The sequence below is a fragment of the Bradyrhizobium sp. WYCCWR 12699 genome, from assembly GCF_032144035.1.
GTDB lineage: Bacteria > Pseudomonadota > Alphaproteobacteria > Rhizobiales > Xanthobacteraceae > Bradyrhizobium.
The window spans coordinates 187,040-204,905 of record NZ_JAVTJN010000004.1; the positions used below are offsets into that span (position 1 = coordinate 187,040).

The window sequence follows — 17,866 nt, forward strand, 5'->3', positions numbered from 1 at the left end:
TGGACGCGCCTACCTATGCGTGCCGTACACGTTTCCGGTGCTTGGATTTCGGTAGGAGCCGCCTTTATGAGAAGAGCCCGAGCCGCCGATGTAAGTCCCGCCGTGGCTAGAGGTATGATGGTCTCCACCATACGACACGCGGCCGCCAAAATGGCTACCACCTATTCCAACAGCAGACGCTCAGAAATGCTCGCTGTTGTGTTTGTCGGATTTGCGCATTGAGGGCATGAACCGCAATATCGTTCTCGTCTTTATCACCGCCTCTGGCGGCAAGAAGATGCGCGAGGCAGGCTTGGCGAGATTTGCCCACATCGTCTTTGCCGATCGTAGCTTGCTCGAGAAAAGGCGCGCGATGCGCCTATCCGCTGAACGCGCGTCGATGTTGCAAGCCGGATTCGCCACCTCGGGTGAGAAGCCTGATCATGGCGACCCGGGTCGGCGCCGAGTATGCCGAAATAGATTATTCAAGGTAGACGGAGGGGAGGGTGAAAGCCTGACTCGGTATTGGTGCGCTCCTTCTAGCGCTCATCATTGGCGCGCAGTTCATCACCATCTTTGTTGTCCAGCCTATTGGCGCGTTACCCGAGGGGCGGACCGTCGTCATAGCTCGCCTTACAAAGCTGAACTTTATCGACAGCGCGGACGCCTTTTGCGACCGAACAATGGGTGGTGTCAGCCTCCTGTGCCAGGCTGCCGTCCTCGGCAAGGTCACGAAGGAAGGTCCCATTCTCCTGCGTCTTCCTTATTCGGCGACCCTTTATCAAATCAGCACCGGCGGCAAACACTACGACCGATAGAAAGCGGCGAGCCGCCTATGAGGTTCGCGTTCGCCAGGAACGATGTTGCCCTTCGTTAGCATTGAAGTGCGAGAGTCTATCGCGCCATCGACCTAAAACTCCCTCGTCGACAGCTGGCGCGCCAGGGCGACAGCAGCCCTTGGTCTGAGTTGCATGTCGGGCTTGATGGCAAAATGAAACTTCTTCCTCTTGATGAAGGAGAATGGTCCAACCTCCTCGGGACCTAGGCCGAGCGTCGAGGGATTTTGCGCCTATTGACTTTGCGCCGCCGGTTTCGATGGTCCAGAGACCGTCCCGGCGGGCAGGGGGTATGGATACGACCTCTGGCGTGAGCTCGGCGCTTTCGCGGTCGTCTTCGGGGGGGGGGCGTGGTGGATCGTTCACGCGCCGAACCGGGTCAGTCGTCGCCGAACTTCCGTCGTTGGAAGCCGGCAGCGAGGATGCCTGGAAATGGCAGTTAAACCCGCGTGCAGTCGGCTCAGTTCGCAGTGGTTGCCGTCGGCGAGCTGGTCGAAAATCCATAGCACGCCGTGCATTTGCAGCCCGACCGAGGTCGCCAACTCGCGCAGCCCTCCGTCGCCGGTCAGAAGCGTCCATTGGCGGGCCTCCGCGATGGCAAACGCGAACGTGTCCGGCGTGGAGAGATGAGCGCGTTGCCGCGGACTGTCGTCGCGCGGGTCAATTCTGCCGGGGACAGCTCTTCGACCCGTAGGCCGAGCGCAGTAAGGCGATCGCCCAGGTCCCCGGCCAGCTCTCGAACAAAGAGCAGGTCGGGGACCGCAAACTCAAAAGGGAGACGAAACAGGTCCTCGAGCAAGGCGCCTCGCTCCAGATCGATCAAAACCGAGGTATCGGAAACGAGGACCGCCAAGGTGCTTACGCCGCAACTTGATCCAGACGAGCGTCCAGTTCGCGAACCGTTATTCCCAGCAGTTCAGCGGCCCGGGCTTCGCCGATGACTCGTTCGGCCAGCGCACGATAGCAAAGCCTCTCGAAGCGCTTCGGCTCCTCGAGTTCAGGCTTCATCCGGCCTGGCTCTTCATAGGGCGCCGTCCGCCATCCCCGTTCCGCGAAGATCTTGAACAGCCGGCCAAAAGCGGACTGGCTGATGATGCCGAGATCCTTGCAGCGATAGGCGATGGCCTGGATGCTGACGCCAAAACGCTTCTTGAGCGCGACCAGCTCGCCAAGACTGATCGACGATCGGCTGACCCCAACTTCGGCCCGAAGGACGTCGGCCGGCATCAGGAAGGCGCCGGCAAACCGATGCGCCGCCTTTTCCTCATCGACGCCGGGGGATGGGGCCAGCACCATATGACCGAGCTCATGGGCGAGATTGAAGCGCTTCCGCTCCGACCACGTGCTTTGCTTGATGACGATTACTCGCGCAGCGTTGCGGTCCTTGCGTCGCACCTTGGCGGCAAGCCCGTCGATATCGTCGAGATCGAGCGACAGGATCTTGATCCCGCGCTCCTCCAGAAGCTCGGCGAGCTGCGGGATGGGATCGTTTCCCAAACCCCAGTCTTCGCGGACAGAGCGAGCCGCATCTTCGGCGTCCCGGACATCGGCCACCGGATGTGGTGCGCTGCGTGGCTGCTCCCAATCGATGCTGCGCATCTGGAGCAGGTCCTCGATCGCGAGATAGCGCTCCAGCATGTGAATCGCGCGGGCTTCGAGGGCGGCTTCTTCCCGGAACGACGTGCCCGCCTTCTTGCGGAACTCGACGCCCTCAAGGGCAAGTTCGTCCTCGCTGAGCAGGTAATCCTCCGTCACGTGGAGCGTCGCCGCCAAGGCGATCAGCACCCGCGAGCTCGGCATATCCTCGTTTCTCTCATATTTGCCAATGGCTTGGGCCGATACGATGCCATCCATGGCGTCAGCGAGGCCACGCAACGACAGGCCCGAGGCCGACCGTGCGACCTTAAGCTTGTGTCCGATCATCTGGGCCTCCTTTGCGTCTCAGTTTACAGAAGTACGATATGGGCACAAATTTGTAAACCAAAAACCCTTGATGCGCGGAAAATTGAGCCTATATGGCCCGCATACCGCTCCATTGTCCCGGATTTGTAAACCGGTCTGGGTCGGACAAGTTCCACTGTGGCGTACTTTTGCGCCAGCCGCCGGCGAAACCGACCAGCAGGAATCGAGCAGCGATGTTGAACAATACTCAACTGCGGTACTACGACAGCAACGTGCTGCGCCTGCCTGCCGACAAGCGCAAGGAATACCACGAGCAGGTCGATCGCTTGATCGATGAACTCCGCAAGACCGTTCGCGACAAGACCGAGATCAAGATCACTAAGGTCGTGAAGGCCGGCCTTCGCCAAATACACGATTCTGCGGAAGACCGCTGTCGATCCGGTCGATGTCGATGTCGTTTTTTACATTTCTGGCCGAGACGTCAGCAAGGAGACGCTGGATAGCCTGAACGACACGATCTACGCGCTGCTGATCAAGCAGTATCCGAACAAGTCGGTCGAGGATTTTGAGATCCAGCGCAAGGCGGCGACCGTCACCTTCGTGGGCACGGGCCTCAGCGTTGATATCGTGCCGGTCATCGAAGACGAGAACCGCGCCGGCTACGGTTGGCAGTTCGACATTCACGACGGCACGAAGACGCAGACCTGCGCGCCTTGCCAGATCAAGTTCGTCCGCGATCGCAAGGACCAGGACGCGGATTTCCGCACCTTGGTGCGCATGGCCAAGAAGTGGCGCAACCAGGCGGAACTGAAGCCGCTGAAGTCCTTCGCCATCGAGCTGATCATGGCGCATGTCCTCGCCAAGCAGGGCAACGGTGCAAGCATCGAACAGCGCTTTCGCAATTTCCTCCTCTACGTCGCGCAGTCGCAGTTGAAGGAAGAGATCAAGTTTCCCGAGAATGTCGCGCCATTCACGACGTTCTGCGATCCGGTGGTCATTCTCGATCCGGTCTACAGCCTCAACAACGTGACCAGCCGGATTTCCGAGGACGAGCGGAAACAGATCGTCGCCGCCGCCCAGGAGGCCTGGGAGACGTCCAATTTTGCATCGGCCGAGAACGACAATGAGGTCTGGAAGGAGATCTTCGGCCCTCGATTCAAGACGGAGGACTGAAGATGAGCATGACCCAGGTCAGAAGCGCGAGCGCGACCTACACCTACGTCGACATCGAGAACGTCGTTCGGCGCGTCAACGCCGATCTCGTGATGATCGCGGACAGCACCGGCTGCTGGACTCCGGAGGAGGCTCGCAACTACGCCCATGACATCGAGGTCCTGGCCAAGGACGGCTACCTCAAATGGGTCGACGTCACGCTGATCAGCAGTGGGGTCGAGATCAAGGCCGTCAGGTTCGAAGTCGATACCGACGCCGGCTCGCTGTCTACGAGCCGGCCCGGCGGCGTTCTTTGGCCGAAGGTCGCAGGGGCCAAGCTTCGTGTCGTGCTGAGCTACACCGACGACTACACCAGTGCCGCACGCGAAGCCACGAAAGGTAAGCTTAAGATCGGTTGGGTGACCTGCTACGACGATACCAGCCATGCCGCTCTCTCGTCGGCTGGCGGCCGCAACTATGTCAGCAATGCCTATGGCATGCAGCGCAAGGATTGGGCCTCGTGAGTCAACCCAGCATCTTCGACAGCGAGACGCCGCTGCCCAGCGATACGCTGGCCAAACGCGAGAAGACCCTTCTGGGGTTCGATACCCGATATGCGCGGGTCCACGATCAGCTTCGTCTGCTGCTGAATGTCCGCGAGCTGGCGGGCTGGAGCCACAAGAATCACGGCAAGAGCCTTCCGATCTGCGATCTCGTCGCCGAGCAGTATCCGCTGGTGATCTTTCACGGCGATGTCGGCACCGGCAAGACCGCAACAGCGGAGTGCATCGCCAACAAGTTGGTAATCGAGGCCAGAAGCGAAGATTCGATCCTGTTCAAGCTGAGTAACCGCGTCCGCGGCAGCGGCATGGTCGGCGAGATGGGAACATTGATCGCGGAAGCCTTCAAGAAGGTCATTCAATCGGCCGGCAAGCACCGCCGCGCGGTCCTGATCATCGACGAAGGCGACAGCCTCGCCGCCTCGCGCGCCCAGGAGCACAGCCACCACGAAGACAAGGTAGCGGTGAACACGCTCATTCAGGGCGTCGATGACCTGCGCCAGTACGGCGGCCGGATCGTGGTGATCCTGTGCACCAACCGGCTGTCGGTCCTGGATCCTGCCTTGTGCCGCCGCGCCGCCATCATCGAGGAGTTCCGCCGTCCAACGGACGACGAGCGCCGCCAATTGCTCACGATGGATCTGGCCGGGTTGTCTCTGACGCCCATTCAGCTATCGCAGCTCGTCGAAGCCACCGGAGCGCGGGCAGGCAAGCCGTCCTGGACCTATTCGGATATCAGGACGAGGCTCTATCCGGCCGCGCTGGCAAAGGCCTTCCCGAGCGGGCCACTGCGCTTCGATCAACTCAAGCTCGCCGCCGCGGCGATCACCGCGTCGCCGGTGATGGAGGATCGCTGATGGCGCGCTCCCCTCTGTTCGGCCGGCGCATCCACATTGCCGGCAGCATCGTCGAAGACCTTGCCATCGCCTCGACCGCCGACGTCAATCAGGCCCGCGAGCTCGTTGCTGCGCTGGTCAAGGAATTGGCCCGTCGCGGTGCGAATTTCGTCGTGCCTGTCGACGCTGAACCTCTGCGCAAATCCGACGGGCTTCCGATCTGCTTCGACTGGCTGATCTGGAAGACGCTCAGGGAGAGCCTCGCGTCACGCCCGGCGAATGTTCCGGGCCCGCTCGCGGTCGCCGTGCAGCACCACAAGAGCGAAGATCAGGTCCCGGCTGAGTATGCCGACCTATGGGACGAGCTGCGCAGCTCGCCAATGGTCAAGATCGAGAACGCCGCGCACTGGAACATGGCCAGCAAGCGCATGGAAGCCCAGGCCCGCTTCGGCGATATTCTTGTCGCGCTCGGGGGGACGGAAGGGGTCCTCTACCTCGCAAATCTCTACCACGATGCCGGAAAGCCGATCATTCCCCTCAATCTTCCCGTGTCGCCGGAAACGGCGGGCGCTCGCCGGCTCTACAGCTTCGGATTGACTAGCAGCCAAACCCGCCGCCTGTTCCAGGTTGCGGATGACGGCGACGCCCATGACTGGCTCAACAAGATCCGGTTTCCGCCGCGCCAGTCCATCCCCGATCGCGTCGCGGTCCTCGTCGACCTGCTCGAGTCCCTGGAAAGACCAAAGGCCTTCGCGGTGCGGCTGCTGAATCCGGCGCTGCCGGACTATGCCGACGTGCAGGACTTTTTCGACACCGTCGTGCAGCCGGTGATCGAGAACGAGCTTGGCTACCGGCTCGTCGTCATCGACGGCCGGCAAGCCCACGACCATGCCCGTATCGATCAGGAAATCTTCGCCAAGTTGCACCGCAGCGCCGTCGTGATCGCCGACATTACCGGCGGACGATCGAATTGTTTCCTCGAGCTGGGATATGCTCTGGGTCGCGGGCTGCCTACTATGGTGACGGCGCGTGAGGGCTCGGACCTGCCGTTTGACATCACCACGCTCTCTGGCCTGCATTGGAAGAACAGCGGCGCGGCCGAGGATCGCCGGCGCGCCTTCCGCGAACATTGGCAGGCGATCCGCACGCGACCCTCGCTCGTGCCGGCGGAGCCATTGATCTCATGAGGCGTAAAACCGAAGTGTTCGTCTCAGTCGACGTTGAAACCGCCGGGCCGATCCCCGGTGAGTACAGCCTTCTGTCGATCGGCGCCTGCGTTGTCAACGATCCGGCAAAGACCTTCTCCTGCGAATTGAAGCCGATCAATCGCAATGCCGATCCGAAAGCCCTGCAGGTTTCCGGCCTGTCGCTGGATGAGCTTGCCAAGAACGGGCTCGAACCGGCGGAGGCGATGCGGGCCTTCGCGCAGTGGCTCGACGCGCTTGTTGAAAAAGACGGCTCGGTCGTCTTCGTCGGGCTCAACGCGCCGTTCGATTGGTCATTCGTAAATTATTATTTCCATCGGTTCACGGGCGATAATCCATTCGGGTTCACGGCTTTGGACATCAAGGCGCTTTTCATGGGTGCGACGGGGTGCGATTGGGCCGATACGCGATCGAGCAAAATGACGGAGCGCCTGTCGCCTCGGTTGAAGGGCGATCATCAGGCCCTGCATGATGCGCAGTATCAGGCCGAGTTATTCAGTCTCATTCGAACCAAGCTCTTGGGAAATCGGTAGAGCATGGCGGGAGACATGAAGCGACGCTCGCTCATTGTCGAAGGACCACTCGCATTCGCGATGCAACTTTTTGCAAAGCAACTACGTTTGATCGGTCGCTTTTCTATTAAAGGGGAACAATAGGTGGCATCAGTCGCGCGATATGTCGTTGAGCGGTCGCCGGACCAGGTCCGGCTCGCTTTCAAGAGCGTCCTCGAAATTTGCAAGGAAAGGAATATCTCCAGCGTGACGTTGGTGGTGCCGCAGAAGGGCGGCTTCGATCGGACCATCGTGGCCGAATTCCTCGGACCGAACGTCGTAAAGGCGCTCGTCAAGGGGCAACCCGTTCTGGTGGCGCAGGGCGTTCAGATGAAGTTGGAAAGTGCGCAGACCTCCCGGGGGAGTTGGTCAGATGGGCTGCTGATCGGCGGCCACATCTCGGACAAAGACATGAACAAGCTGGACGATGCGATCGGCGCGCAAGCGATCGTCTACCTTCCTTGGAACGATACCGACGGCAAAAACTGGCGAGCGACATGGGGAGCTCAGATCGTAGGAGCCACTACTGCACCGGCACCGACCGTTAGTTTGCCCGAGCCCGTGGAGGAGGCGCTGCAGAGCCTGACCCAAGCCGTCAATTTGGGTACGGGTCTCAATCATCCCTCAGACAAGAAACACGCAGAGCGCACAATCGCGCAGCTGCGTCAGGAAGGGCATTCGTTTGATCCAGTTGAGGTCCGCCGATGGGCTCAGCGGAACGGCTGGTCGTCAAGTGCGGCCGCAGACCTTGAAAAGGTAGCTCGCAAAGCATTCCGATAAGGTCAGTGTTGGATTCTAGTTTGGGATCCAGAGAAGGCAGCCGTTGAGAAGAATATATCGATGTCTCCTGCGCATTCGCCGTGATGGCGGACCTCAAGCGCGGCGAGCCGGATTGGAGCCTGCTGGGCGTCCCTGGCGCGGCGGACCTGCCGGCTATACGCTGGAAGCAGATCAATCTGGACAAACTGCCTGCCGAGCACAGGGCGAAGCTCGTCGCGCAAGTCGAGAAAGTCTTGCGCAACGCATGGGGTCGGAGGAGGAAACCCTCCATTTACCTGGCGGCCATGCGATGGCAACTTGTTCAGACGGCTTCTCCAGGGGAGACGCTGCCACCCAGCGAGGCCGGAGCGCGCCTCAGCTCAGTCGCCCATCGCGAGCCTCGCCGCGACCTGTCTCGTTGTCAGCATGAAATTTTTGAATCGTTGGCGCTGATCGATTCATTTATTTAATTGGACGGTCGATTCGGCGGCTGCGATTCTGGCGCATGTCCGAACTCACCGTGCAATATCTCGTGCTCGAGCGTCGCGATCCGGCCCGTAACATGGCGCGGTTCTATGTGCTCACGATTGAGCCGACGCTCTTTGGCGATACGGCATTGGTGCGCGAATGGGGCCGTCTCGGTGGGCGCGGTCGACGGCGACTCGATCTGTTCAAGCCGTCGAGGCTCTTGAGTCCTGGCTCAGGCGCAACGCCCGTCGCGGTTACGTCCAGCGGCACTTTCCGGGCTCGGAGCCGGCGTGCGACACGCCACAAGTCGGCTGATCTGGACAAAATGTCAGTGGAAGTATATCAAAGTAATCCGAGATCATACTCGACCATATTCCAAGAATTGCGAAAGTATTCCATAATTAATTATGCGAATTTAAATAGTGTCATGGTTTCAGTAGGAGAGATCAACCGAACTCCATAATAGAAATGCTCCATCAGTTGCTATTCAAGCGAGGCGTGGATCCGTGCGGCGCCAGATCGCCGGGAATGAGTGAAACAGATCGAGTCGACCGCGCTGTTGCCCACAAGCAGAGCATGTGTCATTCGACATGGTCACCGGCTCCCGCCATCCGGAACTGACCCCCCGCATTGCCTCACTAAAAATGTTACCGGACAACTTCTCTGCCGTGTCTGGGGCGGAGCTGCCGAATCAGTTCGGTGGCAGGTATGGCAGGGAAGATCAGCATGCGCGCAAAGCGCGAGATCAGATCAGCGGGTGGACCGAATGCTTTCCGCTTGTTGTGCGTGAAGCAGCTCTTGTGGTCGAAGCTCTCGAGCGCGCAGAACCTATTTCCCTGGCCCGTTCGGGGGCTCGATTTTGACAACGACAGCGCCTTCATGAACGACACGGTCGTGTCGTGGTGCCGTTCTCACGATGTCGAAGTCACTCGTTCCAGGGCCTACAAGAAGAACGATCAGGCATTCGTTGAACAAAAGAACGGAGCTATCGTTCGCCGCCTGGTGGGCTACGGGCGGTTTGAAGGCATTGATGCCGCCCGTTCATTGGTTCGCCTGTTTGCGGCGGCCCGGCTATACATCAATTTCTTCCAGCCCTCGTTTAAGCTGAAGGAGAAGCACCGCGAAGGTGCCAAGATGATCAAGTGCTATCTTCCTCCCGCTACGCCGTACGAAAAAGCATTGGTCCACCCGAGGCTCAATGAGGCATTCAAAGGTCGGCTGCGGGAGATTTACCGGACGCTTGATCCTGTGGCATTGCTGGCACAGATGCGGGACGCTCAGAATGAGTTGGGTAAGCGTGTCGATCAACGGGCTGGAAAGTCAGCGATGACTGTCGCGCAGGGGCACAGTGATTTGGCGGCCTTTGCCCGAGAGCTCGGCGATGGTTGGAAACAGGGTGAGCAGCGAGGCATTCATCGGCGTCGCTATGTGCGGCGCAAGCCTGTGCCACGTCGGCCATCGATGCTCGACCCATACATTCCCATCATCGAGGAATGGCTCGCCGCAGCTCCGCACTTGTCTGCGGTCGATCTTCTCTCCCTGCTGGAAGCGCATGCGCCCGGTCGGTTCAGCGGCCATCAGCGGCGCACGGTGCAGCGATTGGTGAAGAATTGGCGATCAAAGGCCGCTCGACAGCTCATCAGCAACACAGAGATCACACTATCGGTCCAAGCTTCGCGCCTTCGTATTTAATCCTGACAGGTTCTTTCGCTGAAGCACCGCAAGCCGCTCGCTCGCTACGGCGCTCTGGGGGGCGAGCTTCGCGAGCGGCTTGCTCCGACTCGCGGCAGTCGATCCAGAAGACACCAGGGTGACTTCGGTAACATTGTCATCTGAGGCAATATGGGGGGCAGTTTTCCATGGCGCGCGACACATAAGGAATGCGGTATTTGCCGCTTTGCGAGCAAGACCGTTCCTGTGCCGGGATCGCTGGTCGATTTCTTGGCTCCGCGGTCCACCAAGGCTTCGAGGTTTTCGAGCCCACCGAGCTTGCGATAAGTCGGCCCCGTACCGTATGTGCGATGCTTTTCCAAAGTTCGGCGGACAGGCCGAGAAAGCGTGCCGCTTCGGGGCTCCGCAAGTATCGCGGCGGCAGCCGGCGGTGGTCTGGCATTTGAGATGCTCCCTGCTCTTCTGGAGGGCTCGCGCGGCTGATCGCGTGCCGACGAGCATGATGGTGTGGAGTAGAAGAGCGCTTAAGGGGATGCCGAAGATGCGGGAATGATTTCGGCACCCCTGCTCTGTTCCTTGCGAGATGACAGGCAGAGCACGGCCGTGTCTCTTTGGATGCAGAGGCCGTTGGCCGGTTAAGCCATCAATCCACGGTATGGATGTGCTCCATCAAAACTATTGAGTTTTGCCGATCCTACGAATGGCGGATATTGGGTTCAGATGGCGCACTTAGACATCGAGATGAGCTACCGTCTTCTTTGGCTGGCGAGGGAATGGCATCGTGGCGGCTCGAAGCGACGGGCTTCCGCGGTCGCTTTGCCGCTTATTTCCGATAAACCACGGTATAGCTTTTCTGATGGTCTCAATATGGCTTAGCTCCGCGCGGCGGGGCGATGCTTGGAGGCTCCGGCCCCGAAAGGAGCTGGGCGCAGCCGATCTCAGGTGCGGTGCTGTGGCTGGCTAAATGGATTGAATTCATGGCACCCAGATCATGCGAAACAGGGATAGGGTCGTCTTCCATTTCCGCTACGAATGGGATCGATGAGAGTTACGGTCTATCTGCAACAAACCTGAACAACGGGCAATCTACGTACGCATTGCCAATCGGAGATGGCGCGCGTCCATCCGAAGCGCGCAGTAGGCGCTCATGCAGCGAACAAGCCAAAGCTGCCACAAGGGCCATCGAATGTTGTCGCGGCATGATGTCATCCTCGCGGATGTCACGTCATCTGAGGATAGGGATGGTTGACCCTATCTGGATTGCCATTGCTGGTGTTGTCTCTTTCTACCGGACGAAGGTTTTAAGACGGACGCTCGGTCTGTCCAAGATAGGCTGTTGAATGATGAACCGCGATGTAAGCCATGCGCCTGCGGTGTGCTTTTTGCTCGGTCTTCCCCGCTCGGGGACGACGCTGCTAGCGCATTTGCTGCAGCGGCACCCGGATATTTTGGCTCCGCCTGAACCGTGGCTCATGTTGGCACTTGAGGCCTTCGGTAAAGTCGACCACCGCCACCCAGCCGGCGCATCATTGGTTCAAAGCGCAACCTCGCAGTTCTTGGGGCGAATAGATCGGATGATCGTTACCCGCGCTTTTTCCGATGCAGCTTATTGCCAGTATTTAGCTGCTGCAGGCAAACGCACTCTCATAGACAAGACGCCGCGCTATTGGACGGTGCTCGACTTTTTGGATTCCCTTTATCCGGAAGCACCGCGTCTCGTTCTCATGCGTAACCCCTACGCCATCGCCGCATCACTGAAGACGACATGGGGCGTCCCTCTGCTGGCCGCAAGTTCCCCGCCCGCCATCGCATCGTGTCTCGCCGATATCGCGTTGGGCCAGCCCACGCCCGCGATCGCATCTTCTCTCGCAGATCTTGTCCTGGGCCTGCCTGCGCTAGCAGCATACCGCAGTCGACCTCAGACGCAGGTGGTCCACTATGAGACCCTTGTGGCGCACCCCGATGACGAAATTCGGCGCGTGCTTGCCGGCCTCGGTTACACTCCGACCGAGACGGGATCGGCGCCGGGGGGGCAGACGGACTATCTCCGCTCCAGCACTTTCGGAGATCGCAAGATCCTGGAGCGAAAGGCCGTCGATGACCGCTCAGTGGAGGCTTGGCAAACTGACTTGAGCATCGAAGAGATGCAAGTCGTGACCGACCTGGTTGGGGCGAAGCTCTTGACAGAGCTCGGTTATGAGCGGGATTTTCAGTACGCAAAGCAAGCCGGCGTCGTCGATAGGGGGCCGGAAGCAACCCAAGGCTATCGCCACTTATTTCGGACCTGCTGGGATTTTCTGGACGGCAAGACGGGAGGATCGTTCGAGCTCCCCGCCGAACTCAATAATAGTGGTGGGCAAGCGGAGGAACACGCCGCGGTTGCTTTCGCAGCCTCAGTGTTTCAGCAAGCGCAACGTCTGGCCGCCACTAAGAAGGAAGAGAATCTGCGGGTGGCAAATTCAATCGCGGCGCAGTTGAACGAGGAGCTCACGGCGGTCGTGTCCTCGGAGGTGAGGCGACAGCTTGCGCCGGCGGGCCGACGATAGGACAAACGCGTGACCACCGCGCGCCCGATCGCCCCACCGGCCCACAGGTCCCTCCCGCGCGCGCTGCTGCGTCGCTTGACGTGCAGTGGGAGCGAATAAGTCGAGGTAGTCGGTCATGATGTATCGCAGCGAGGTGCGCGTCGCGGCGGCGCACGCGGCGCAGGCCCAATCTCGACCATGCGGCCTCCGCAGATGGGGCACACGTCGAGGCGGTGACCAAGGAGGATGGCGCAGCGCTCACGATAGTCGACAGCTTCGGCAGGCGGAGGTGGCTGCGGGGCTTCAAGTGCCGCTCGGATGCGCGCGAGTTTGGCGGCGCGGCAGGCGTTCGCCAGGAAACCAAAATGACGGATGCGGCGGAACCCCTTCGGCAATATGTGAAGCAGAAAGTGACGAAGGAACTCCTCAGTGTCGAGCGTCATTACTTTGGATTTGTTCCCGGCGCGATAATCTTTCCACCGGAAGCGGACGTGGCCCTGCTCACAGGTAAGAAGCCGGCCGTTGGCGATCGCAACGCGATGAGTGTAGCGCCCGAGATAAGTCAGAACCTGTTCTGGTCCGCCGAAGGGACGCTTGGCGTAGACGACCCACTCGACCTTGCGGAGGGCGTTTAGATGGCGGGCGAATGCCGCTGGCTCGACGAGGTGCGCGAGATGGCCGAACAACTGGAGCTTGGTGCCATCGAACGCCGCCTGCAGGCGCTCCAGGAATAGCCGACGATGCAATCGTGATAGCACGCGAACGGGAAGGAAGAAGCCGGGGCGACAATGAACCCAGCTTCCATCAGGAGCGATCCCGCCGCCTGGTATGCCGGAATTTCTCCGGTCGAAGCTTGCGGGCTCGTCAATCCGTGCAGTGTATGAACTCTACCAGGCTTGGCGTGAGCAGCCCAACGCCGTCGAGACCATATGTGCAGCACAGGAGAGCTTCACCGACGCCCACGCCCGCCAGCTGGCTCGCAAAATTCGTAGCGGAGTTGGGGGCTCCCATGCTGATAGCGAAGGTGCCGCTGGAGCTCAATCGGCGCGAGGCCCGATCGCACCGCAAGTAGCATTGCGACCCATAGAGAGAGACCGTGTAACGGCGGCCGCGGAGAAGAGCTCCAGGTCTTCCGTCCATCGAAATGAGCGAATGAGTTCGTCAGTGACGATCAGAGTGCGCCACCAAGATCGCGCGGGCTGTCTTCTCGTCGATCGGCTCGCGTCTCAAGGCTCACGCCATGCCGTGCTGTTGGTCGATGGCGCAGAAGAAGTGGAAGAGGTGCCGGCATCGACCATCACCATCGAAGAGATCATTTTCGCATGAAGCTGGCCTTCGACTGTCTCCTCAGAAAGACCGCTGCGCTTGGCATGCCGGCGGAGCGGATTTCCCATCCGAAGGATGGCGCGTTAGCGCAGCAGCCGGAGGCCGAACGCGCCCCCCACAGCGCCGTAGAGAGGCCGGAGGCTGCTGGTAAGCCGCGGTCCACATACCCGGTGCCAATGTTGCCGGTCTCCACGCGCGGCGTTCGTGGAATAAGAGCACCGGGGCTGACGGCGGCGCCATTCCCGGAGGAATTCTGCGCATCGATCGTCGGCTGGGTTGGATCTCACCTGCAGCAAATCCCGAGCTTTGAATGCCGAGCCTGTTGGTTCGAACCAACACGGAGGGAGTGGAAGGATTCGCTTTTTCTAGTGCAGGATAGGCTTCGCGCCAGCGATGTATTAGATCGCGATTGGGATTGGAGTGCATGGCTCTGATCTCGCTTCGCGTCTCTGACGAAGTCGCTGCGGAGTTCTCAGCTTTGGCAGCGACCCAGGGCGGCAAATCCGCGCTCTTGCGGCGTCTCATTGCTGAGGCACTTGCTGAACCAGTGCCGCGCATCTCCGTGCTGCCTGTCGGGCGACCGGAGAAGGTGACGGTGCGATTTCGCGAGAGCGAGATGCGGCAGCTCGCGGAAGTGTCACATCAGCGCGGCATGACCCGAACCGGCTGGATCGTTGCATTGGTGCGCTCGCGGTTGGGATCACCGGTGCAGCATTCTCCAGGCGAGCACGAGGCGCTCCGCGCGATTGTTCGCGAGCTCAACCAGATCGGCGGCAACATCAATCAGATCGCGCGCGCAGCGAACGCCAGTGTGCTGCAGGGCAGGGCGGTCGAGCCCGATCTGTCCGCAATTCAAGAGGCCCAGTTGGTCATCGAAAAAGAGCTCGCGCAACTACGCAATGCGCTGCACGGCAACGCGGATTATTGGGATGGGCGGCGATGAGTCGGCGCCATAAGCCGCGGCCGGCAGACCTGGCCTCCGAGCTTCCGCCGATCTCATATGTTTGGGAAACGCCCAATCGGCGCCCGCGGCGGGCCGAGTGGGATATCCCCGATCCGGCGGTTCCTAGTCGCCTGACGCCGGCTATGCGCGCGAAGCTCGAACGGATCGTGCGCCGAGCGCCAGAGGTGATGGTCAAGATCACCGGCCGCACCAAGGACGTGGCGCATCTCAAGTCGCACCTTGCGTATATCACGCGAAACGGCGAGCTCGATGCGGAAACAGAGCAGGGCGCGAGTCTGGCCGGTCGTTCCGGATTGAAAGACCTACAGCAACGCTGGGAGGATGATGCCGGCCTTGACGACAAGCGCCGCCGTGATGGGTCGCTTTCGATCAACATCATTCTGTCGATGCCGGCTGGCACCGATGCCGTCGCCGTCAAGGATTCAGCCCGGGCATTTGCCATCGAAACGTTCGGGGACAATCATGACTATGTCTTCGTCCAGCACCTCGACGACAAACATCCCCACGTGCACTTGACCGTCCGGTCCCTGGGCCACGACGGCAAGCGTCTCAACCCTCGGAAGGCAGATCTGCAGGCTTGGCGGGAGCGATTTGCTGGCGAACTCCGGCTTCGCGGGATAGCGGCCGAGGCAACGCCGCGGCGAACCCGCGGGCGAGTTCAAAAGGCCGATCGCGGGGCGGTGCTCGCTATGCGCAAGCGAAAAATCGTACCTGATGTCGACCGGCTCGCCCGGAAAGAGGTGCTTTCGGAGGTGAGGGGCGGCACGACTGCAAAACGTCCTTGGGACGAGCAGATCAAGTCACGTCAGGATGCGATCCGGCGGCGATATCTCGATTACGCAGCCGAGCTGCAGCATTCTGGAGCGGCGGCAGATCACGCGCTCGCGCGCCAGGTTAGGCAATTCGTGAACGACATGCCCGCCGTTGAAACCCGGCGGCATGCACTAAAGAATGAGCTTTCGGAGCTCACCAATAGCCGTCGCCGCAAGGCAGAGCAGGGAATCGATGCCGAGTTGCGCGGTCACAAGCGAGACGATGAGCGGACGAGGTAAGGCGCCCGCGCGCTCCGCCAACCGTTTCATCGGTTGGCACGTAGATGTGCACTGGCGGCTTGTCATGTTCCTCGAGCGCGCGAACAGCATTGGAGCCGTCAACGGGAAGTTACACCCCTATGGAGCGGCTGCCCTGAGGCGCCTAGGTCCTTGAAAGCTGGCTGATAGATCGTGCATTCTTCGAATCGGCCGTCTCGCCGGACCTGCCACAGGGTCAAAGTGGGCACTATTTCAAATCCTTGGATCGACCGTCATATCCAGGTCGGTGCGTAATCTGTGGACATCGGCCGCCGATATGAACAGGTGGATCCTTTGACCGCTATCCCTTTGACTGAATCTGCGCTCACGTCCGTGAAGCGTGCGGTTAGGCAGGGCTATCCGAACTACAAATCATCCCATCTGACCGAGGCGATCGCAGCCGCATGCGGCTTTGCAAGTCATGCAGCGCTGCGAGCCCGCATGTTGGAGCGTGCACCGGTGCATCCGGACTTTGCATTGCTCGAGGAATTGCCGTTCCTGAGCCGGCTCGCGGCGATGACGGGTGTTCCGACATCGGACGAAGACCTCCGCGGATTCTCCTTCGATCGCCTCAACTACGAGGGTGCGGACGTGATTCCGACCGCGTCCAAGGGGGTAACCAAGGTGAAATACGACGGGTCCCGCAGGCGGCGGGCCTGGCGCAATGTGATGGTCGCCGGGATCAATGCTGGCATCGACCAGGGATTGTTTACGCCGCGTGCAGGAGAAAACAGCTGGCCGCTGCTGGATCCGAGGTACGGGGACGATGGTCGAACGTACCGATTCATGATCGAGGATATTGCGGCGATTGCCAGCGTTCACGACGCGGATTGGGACGAGCTATCAATCCACGTTGCTCTGTGGCCTGCGATCGACGGCGAACGCTGGGTCCGAACGGCAAATGGCGGTTTCCTGGCGGGCGAGGTGTTTGCATCCGGATGGCTTGAGCGCCGTGACGGAGCGTGGCTCCAGGTGGGAGATCACCCCGAGTTTGGTTGTCGGAAGCAGCGCCTGGACCTGATCGCCGCGCTGGATATTCGGCCCAAAGGTTATGCGGATCGCGGCAGCTTTAGGCTTTGATTACGAACGAGGTGCGGGCTGCACGACAGTGCCAAGAAGGAGACGCTTCGCTCTCTCTACGCCTTTGCGTGCTGCGCGCCCCGACTGCGGGATGCCTGTGAAGGCGGCTGTCGGGATCAGACTGATGATGCCGGCGAAAAGTGAGTTTCCTCGGTGGCGATGATGTGCCAGTACGGAGAGCGACATAGTAGGCGCCGGGCAGGAGATGTGTGCTACCGGTGTCGAGGACCAAACGGCTGCCTGGATGGATGATCTGCAGGCGATCGGCAGGCAAGTCTCGCCACCGTGGCGACACGATCAGCACGACGGCGGTCGCCGGCTGACAGCCTAGCGTCTCAACAAGATAGACTTCGGGAAGCCGCGTCTCGTGGGCTCGATAGGGGCCAGATGCCACCAAAGCGGGCAGCGGCCTCTCAACTGGACTCGAAGCCGGCCGCTTTTCGGGCGGCGTGAAGTCGTTAGCCCGATCCGTGTCCCGCTTGTTAAGGCTCCTTCATCCCCGATCTTTTCCGACGACCTACCCCTTCGGGTTGGCCCTGCCCGTCGATTTCAAGGAGTCGTTTGCCCAGCTCCTTCTTTAGAGCGTTGCGATCGCCACCGGACAGGGGTGTTGGATGGTGGTTAAGCGCCATTGAGTAACAAACCGATCGCGAGCGGATCCTTTAGGAGCTCTTGAAAGATAGCCAGCAGCCATCCTCCTCGTAGCGCGCGCTACGATTCTGACATGTCCGATCGGCCGACTTCTGCCCGACGTCCTTCCAGACTGCATGCTGATCGAAAGACCCGACCGCATCTGCCTTTTCGGATCTCAACGATTCGACTGCAGCGCTGGCAGGTCACCCGCAAAACGTGACGAGGGATCTCCGATAGCCGTCGCTGCTGAATTGGCACGCCTGGACTCGTTCCGACGCTCGCGTCAGCCAGGATTGAATCCCAATACTCTTGCGGTAAATCTGCGTCTGAACCGACGGAATGCGATGAC

The 17,866-nt window shown here is 60.3% G+C and carries 16 protein-coding genes and 2 pseudogenes; 15 read left to right on the top strand and 3 right to left on the bottom strand.

Annotation, left to right across the window (positions count from 1 at the left end):
* Positions 1-1,673: 1,673 nt before the first annotated feature.
* A complete protein-coding gene (locus RPS27_RS04355) occupies positions 1,674-2,738 on the bottom strand; it encodes an XRE family transcriptional regulator (protein WP_128929591.1) in 1,065 nt (354 codons plus the stop codon).
* A gap of 212 nt (positions 2,739-2,950) precedes the next feature.
* Between RPS27_RS04355 and RPS27_RS04360 the strand changes: the two genes are divergently transcribed.
* The 10 genes from RPS27_RS04360 to RPS27_RS04405 all read left to right on the top strand — a co-directional run bounded on the left by RPS27_RS04360 (position 2,951) and on the right by RPS27_RS04405 (position 9,940).
* Positions 2,951-3,220: a hypothetical protein gene (locus RPS27_RS04360; RefSeq protein WP_232995582.1), complete on the top strand. Its 270-nt coding sequence runs from the start codon at positions 2,951-2,953 to the stop codon at positions 3,218-3,220.
* Positions 3,135-3,890 carry a CBASS oligonucleotide cyclase gene (locus tag RPS27_RS04365; RefSeq protein ID WP_276575777.1) on the top strand — a complete coding sequence of 252 codons (756 nt, stop codon included), beginning with the start codon at positions 3,135-3,137 and terminating at the stop codon, positions 3,888-3,890. The genes RPS27_RS04360 and RPS27_RS04365 overlap by 86 nt, the downstream gene beginning before the upstream one ends.
* 2 nt (positions 3,891-3,892) lie before the next feature.
* Positions 3,893-4,393 carry a hypothetical protein gene (locus tag RPS27_RS04370; protein WP_128929590.1) on the top strand — a complete coding sequence of 167 codons (501 nt, stop codon included), beginning with the start codon at positions 3,893-3,895 and terminating at the stop codon, positions 4,391-4,393.
* On the top strand, positions 4,390-5,286 hold the full coding sequence (locus RPS27_RS04375; protein ID WP_128929589.1) for an AAA family ATPase: 897 nt from the start codon (positions 4,390-4,392) through the stop codon (positions 5,284-5,286). The genes RPS27_RS04370 and RPS27_RS04375 overlap by 4 nt, the downstream gene beginning before the upstream one ends.
* Positions 5,286-6,452, top strand: a complete 1,167-nt coding sequence (locus RPS27_RS04380; protein ID WP_128929588.1) for a hypothetical protein — start codon at positions 5,286-5,288, stop codon at positions 6,450-6,452. Before RPS27_RS04375 ends, RPS27_RS04380 begins: the two co-directional genes overlap by 1 nt.
* Positions 6,449-7,003 carry a 3'-5' exonuclease gene (locus RPS27_RS04385; protein ID WP_128929587.1) on the top strand — a complete coding sequence of 185 codons (555 nt, stop codon included), beginning with the start codon at positions 6,449-6,451 and terminating at the stop codon, positions 7,001-7,003. The genes RPS27_RS04380 and RPS27_RS04385 overlap by 4 nt, the downstream gene beginning before the upstream one ends.
* Positions 7,004-7,126: 123 nt before the next feature.
* Positions 7,127-7,801, top strand: a complete 675-nt coding sequence (locus RPS27_RS04390; protein ID WP_128929586.1) for a hypothetical protein — start codon at positions 7,127-7,129, stop codon at positions 7,799-7,801.
* Positions 7,802-7,884: 83 nt separating this feature from the next.
* Positions 7,885-8,250, top strand: coding sequence for a hypothetical protein (locus RPS27_RS04395; protein WP_128929585.1), 366 nt, complete (start codon positions 7,885-7,887; stop codon positions 8,248-8,250).
* Positions 8,251-8,285: 35 nt separating this feature from the next.
* The gene (locus RPS27_RS04400) at positions 8,286-8,711 is read left to right on the top strand and encodes a WGR domain-containing protein (RefSeq protein ID WP_371746380.1); all 426 of its coding nucleotides are present in this window, start codon (positions 8,286-8,288) and stop codon (positions 8,709-8,711) included.
* A gap of 245 nt (positions 8,712-8,956) precedes the next feature.
* Complete coding sequence (locus RPS27_RS04405; protein ID WP_128929584.1) at positions 8,957-9,940, top strand: hypothetical protein; 984 nt, start codon at positions 8,957-8,959, stop codon at positions 9,938-9,940.
* Between the two features lie 200 nt (positions 9,941-10,140).
* Here RPS27_RS04405 and RPS27_RS04410 read toward each other — a convergent pair.
* A pseudogene (locus RPS27_RS04410) lies at positions 10,141-10,361 on the bottom strand (helix-turn-helix transcriptional regulator); the annotation flags it as partial.
* Positions 10,362-11,259: 898 nt separating this feature from the next.
* Here RPS27_RS04410 and RPS27_RS04415 point away from each other — a divergent pair.
* Positions 11,260-12,465 carry a sulfotransferase family protein gene (locus RPS27_RS04415; RefSeq protein WP_276575773.1) on the top strand — a complete coding sequence of 402 codons (1,206 nt, stop codon included), beginning with the start codon at positions 11,260-11,262 and terminating at the stop codon, positions 12,463-12,465.
* Positions 12,466-12,578: 113 nt separating this feature from the next.
* Here RPS27_RS04415 and RPS27_RS04420 read toward each other — a convergent pair.
* Positions 12,579-13,274: pseudogene (locus RPS27_RS04420) on the bottom strand (transposase); the annotation flags it as partial.
* A gap of 334 nt (positions 13,275-13,608) precedes the next feature.
* Here RPS27_RS04420 and RPS27_RS04425 point away from each other — a divergent pair.
* The 4 genes from RPS27_RS04425 (at position 13,609) to RPS27_RS04440 (ending at position 16,884) form a co-directional block, all read left to right on the top strand.
* Complete coding sequence (locus RPS27_RS04425) at positions 13,609-13,770, top strand: hypothetical protein (protein WP_232995580.1); 162 nt, start codon at positions 13,609-13,611, stop codon at positions 13,768-13,770.
* Positions 13,771-14,194: 424 nt separating this feature from the next.
* On the top strand, positions 14,195-14,713 hold the full coding sequence (locus RPS27_RS39620; RefSeq protein ID WP_128929583.1) for a plasmid mobilization protein: 519 nt from the start codon (positions 14,195-14,197) through the stop codon (positions 14,711-14,713).
* A gap of 143 nt (positions 14,714-14,856) precedes the next feature.
* A complete protein-coding gene (locus RPS27_RS04435; RefSeq protein ID WP_232995579.1) occupies positions 14,857-15,786 on the top strand; it encodes a relaxase/mobilization nuclease domain-containing protein in 930 nt (309 codons plus the stop codon).
* 276 nt (positions 15,787-16,062) lie between these two features.
* Positions 16,063-16,884 (top strand): hypothetical protein, encoded by an 822-nt coding sequence (locus tag RPS27_RS04440; protein ID WP_232995578.1) that lies wholly within the window; start codon positions 16,063-16,065, stop codon positions 16,882-16,884.
* Positions 16,885-17,866: the final 982 nt, after the last annotated feature.

Coding starts and splice junctions, on each gene's coding strand:
- RPS27_RS04435 (WP_232995579.1), top strand. CDS start 14,857: ATGCGCGCGAAGCTCGAACGGATCGTGCGCCGAGCGCCAGAGGTGATG.
- RPS27_RS39620 (WP_128929583.1), top strand. CDS start 14,195: ATGGCTCTGATCTCGCTTCGCGTCTCTGACGAAGTCGCTGCGGAGTTC.
- RPS27_RS04380 (WP_128929588.1), top strand. CDS start 5,286: ATGGCGCGCTCCCCTCTGTTCGGCCGGCGCATCCACATTGCCGGCAGC.
- RPS27_RS04395 (WP_128929585.1), top strand. CDS start 7,885: ATGGCGGACCTCAAGCGCGGCGAGCCGGATTGGAGCCTGCTGGGCGTC.
- RPS27_RS04405 (WP_128929584.1), top strand. CDS start 8,957: ATGGCAGGGAAGATCAGCATGCGCGCAAAGCGCGAGATCAGATCAGCG.
- RPS27_RS04400 (WP_371746380.1), top strand. CDS start 8,286: ATGTCCGAACTCACCGTGCAATATCTCGTGCTCGAGCGTCGCGATCCG.
- RPS27_RS04415 (WP_276575773.1), top strand. CDS start 11,260: ATGATGAACCGCGATGTAAGCCATGCGCCTGCGGTGTGCTTTTTGCTC.
- RPS27_RS04355 (WP_128929591.1), bottom strand. CDS start 2,738: ATGATCGGACACAAGCTTAAGGTCGCACGGTCGGCCTCGGGCCTGTCG.
- RPS27_RS04360 (WP_232995582.1), top strand. CDS start 2,951: ATGTTGAACAATACTCAACTGCGGTACTACGACAGCAACGTGCTGCGC.
- RPS27_RS04370 (WP_128929590.1), top strand. CDS start 3,893: ATGAGCATGACCCAGGTCAGAAGCGCGAGCGCGACCTACACCTACGTC.
- RPS27_RS04385 (WP_128929587.1), top strand. CDS start 6,449: ATGAGGCGTAAAACCGAAGTGTTCGTCTCAGTCGACGTTGAAACCGCC.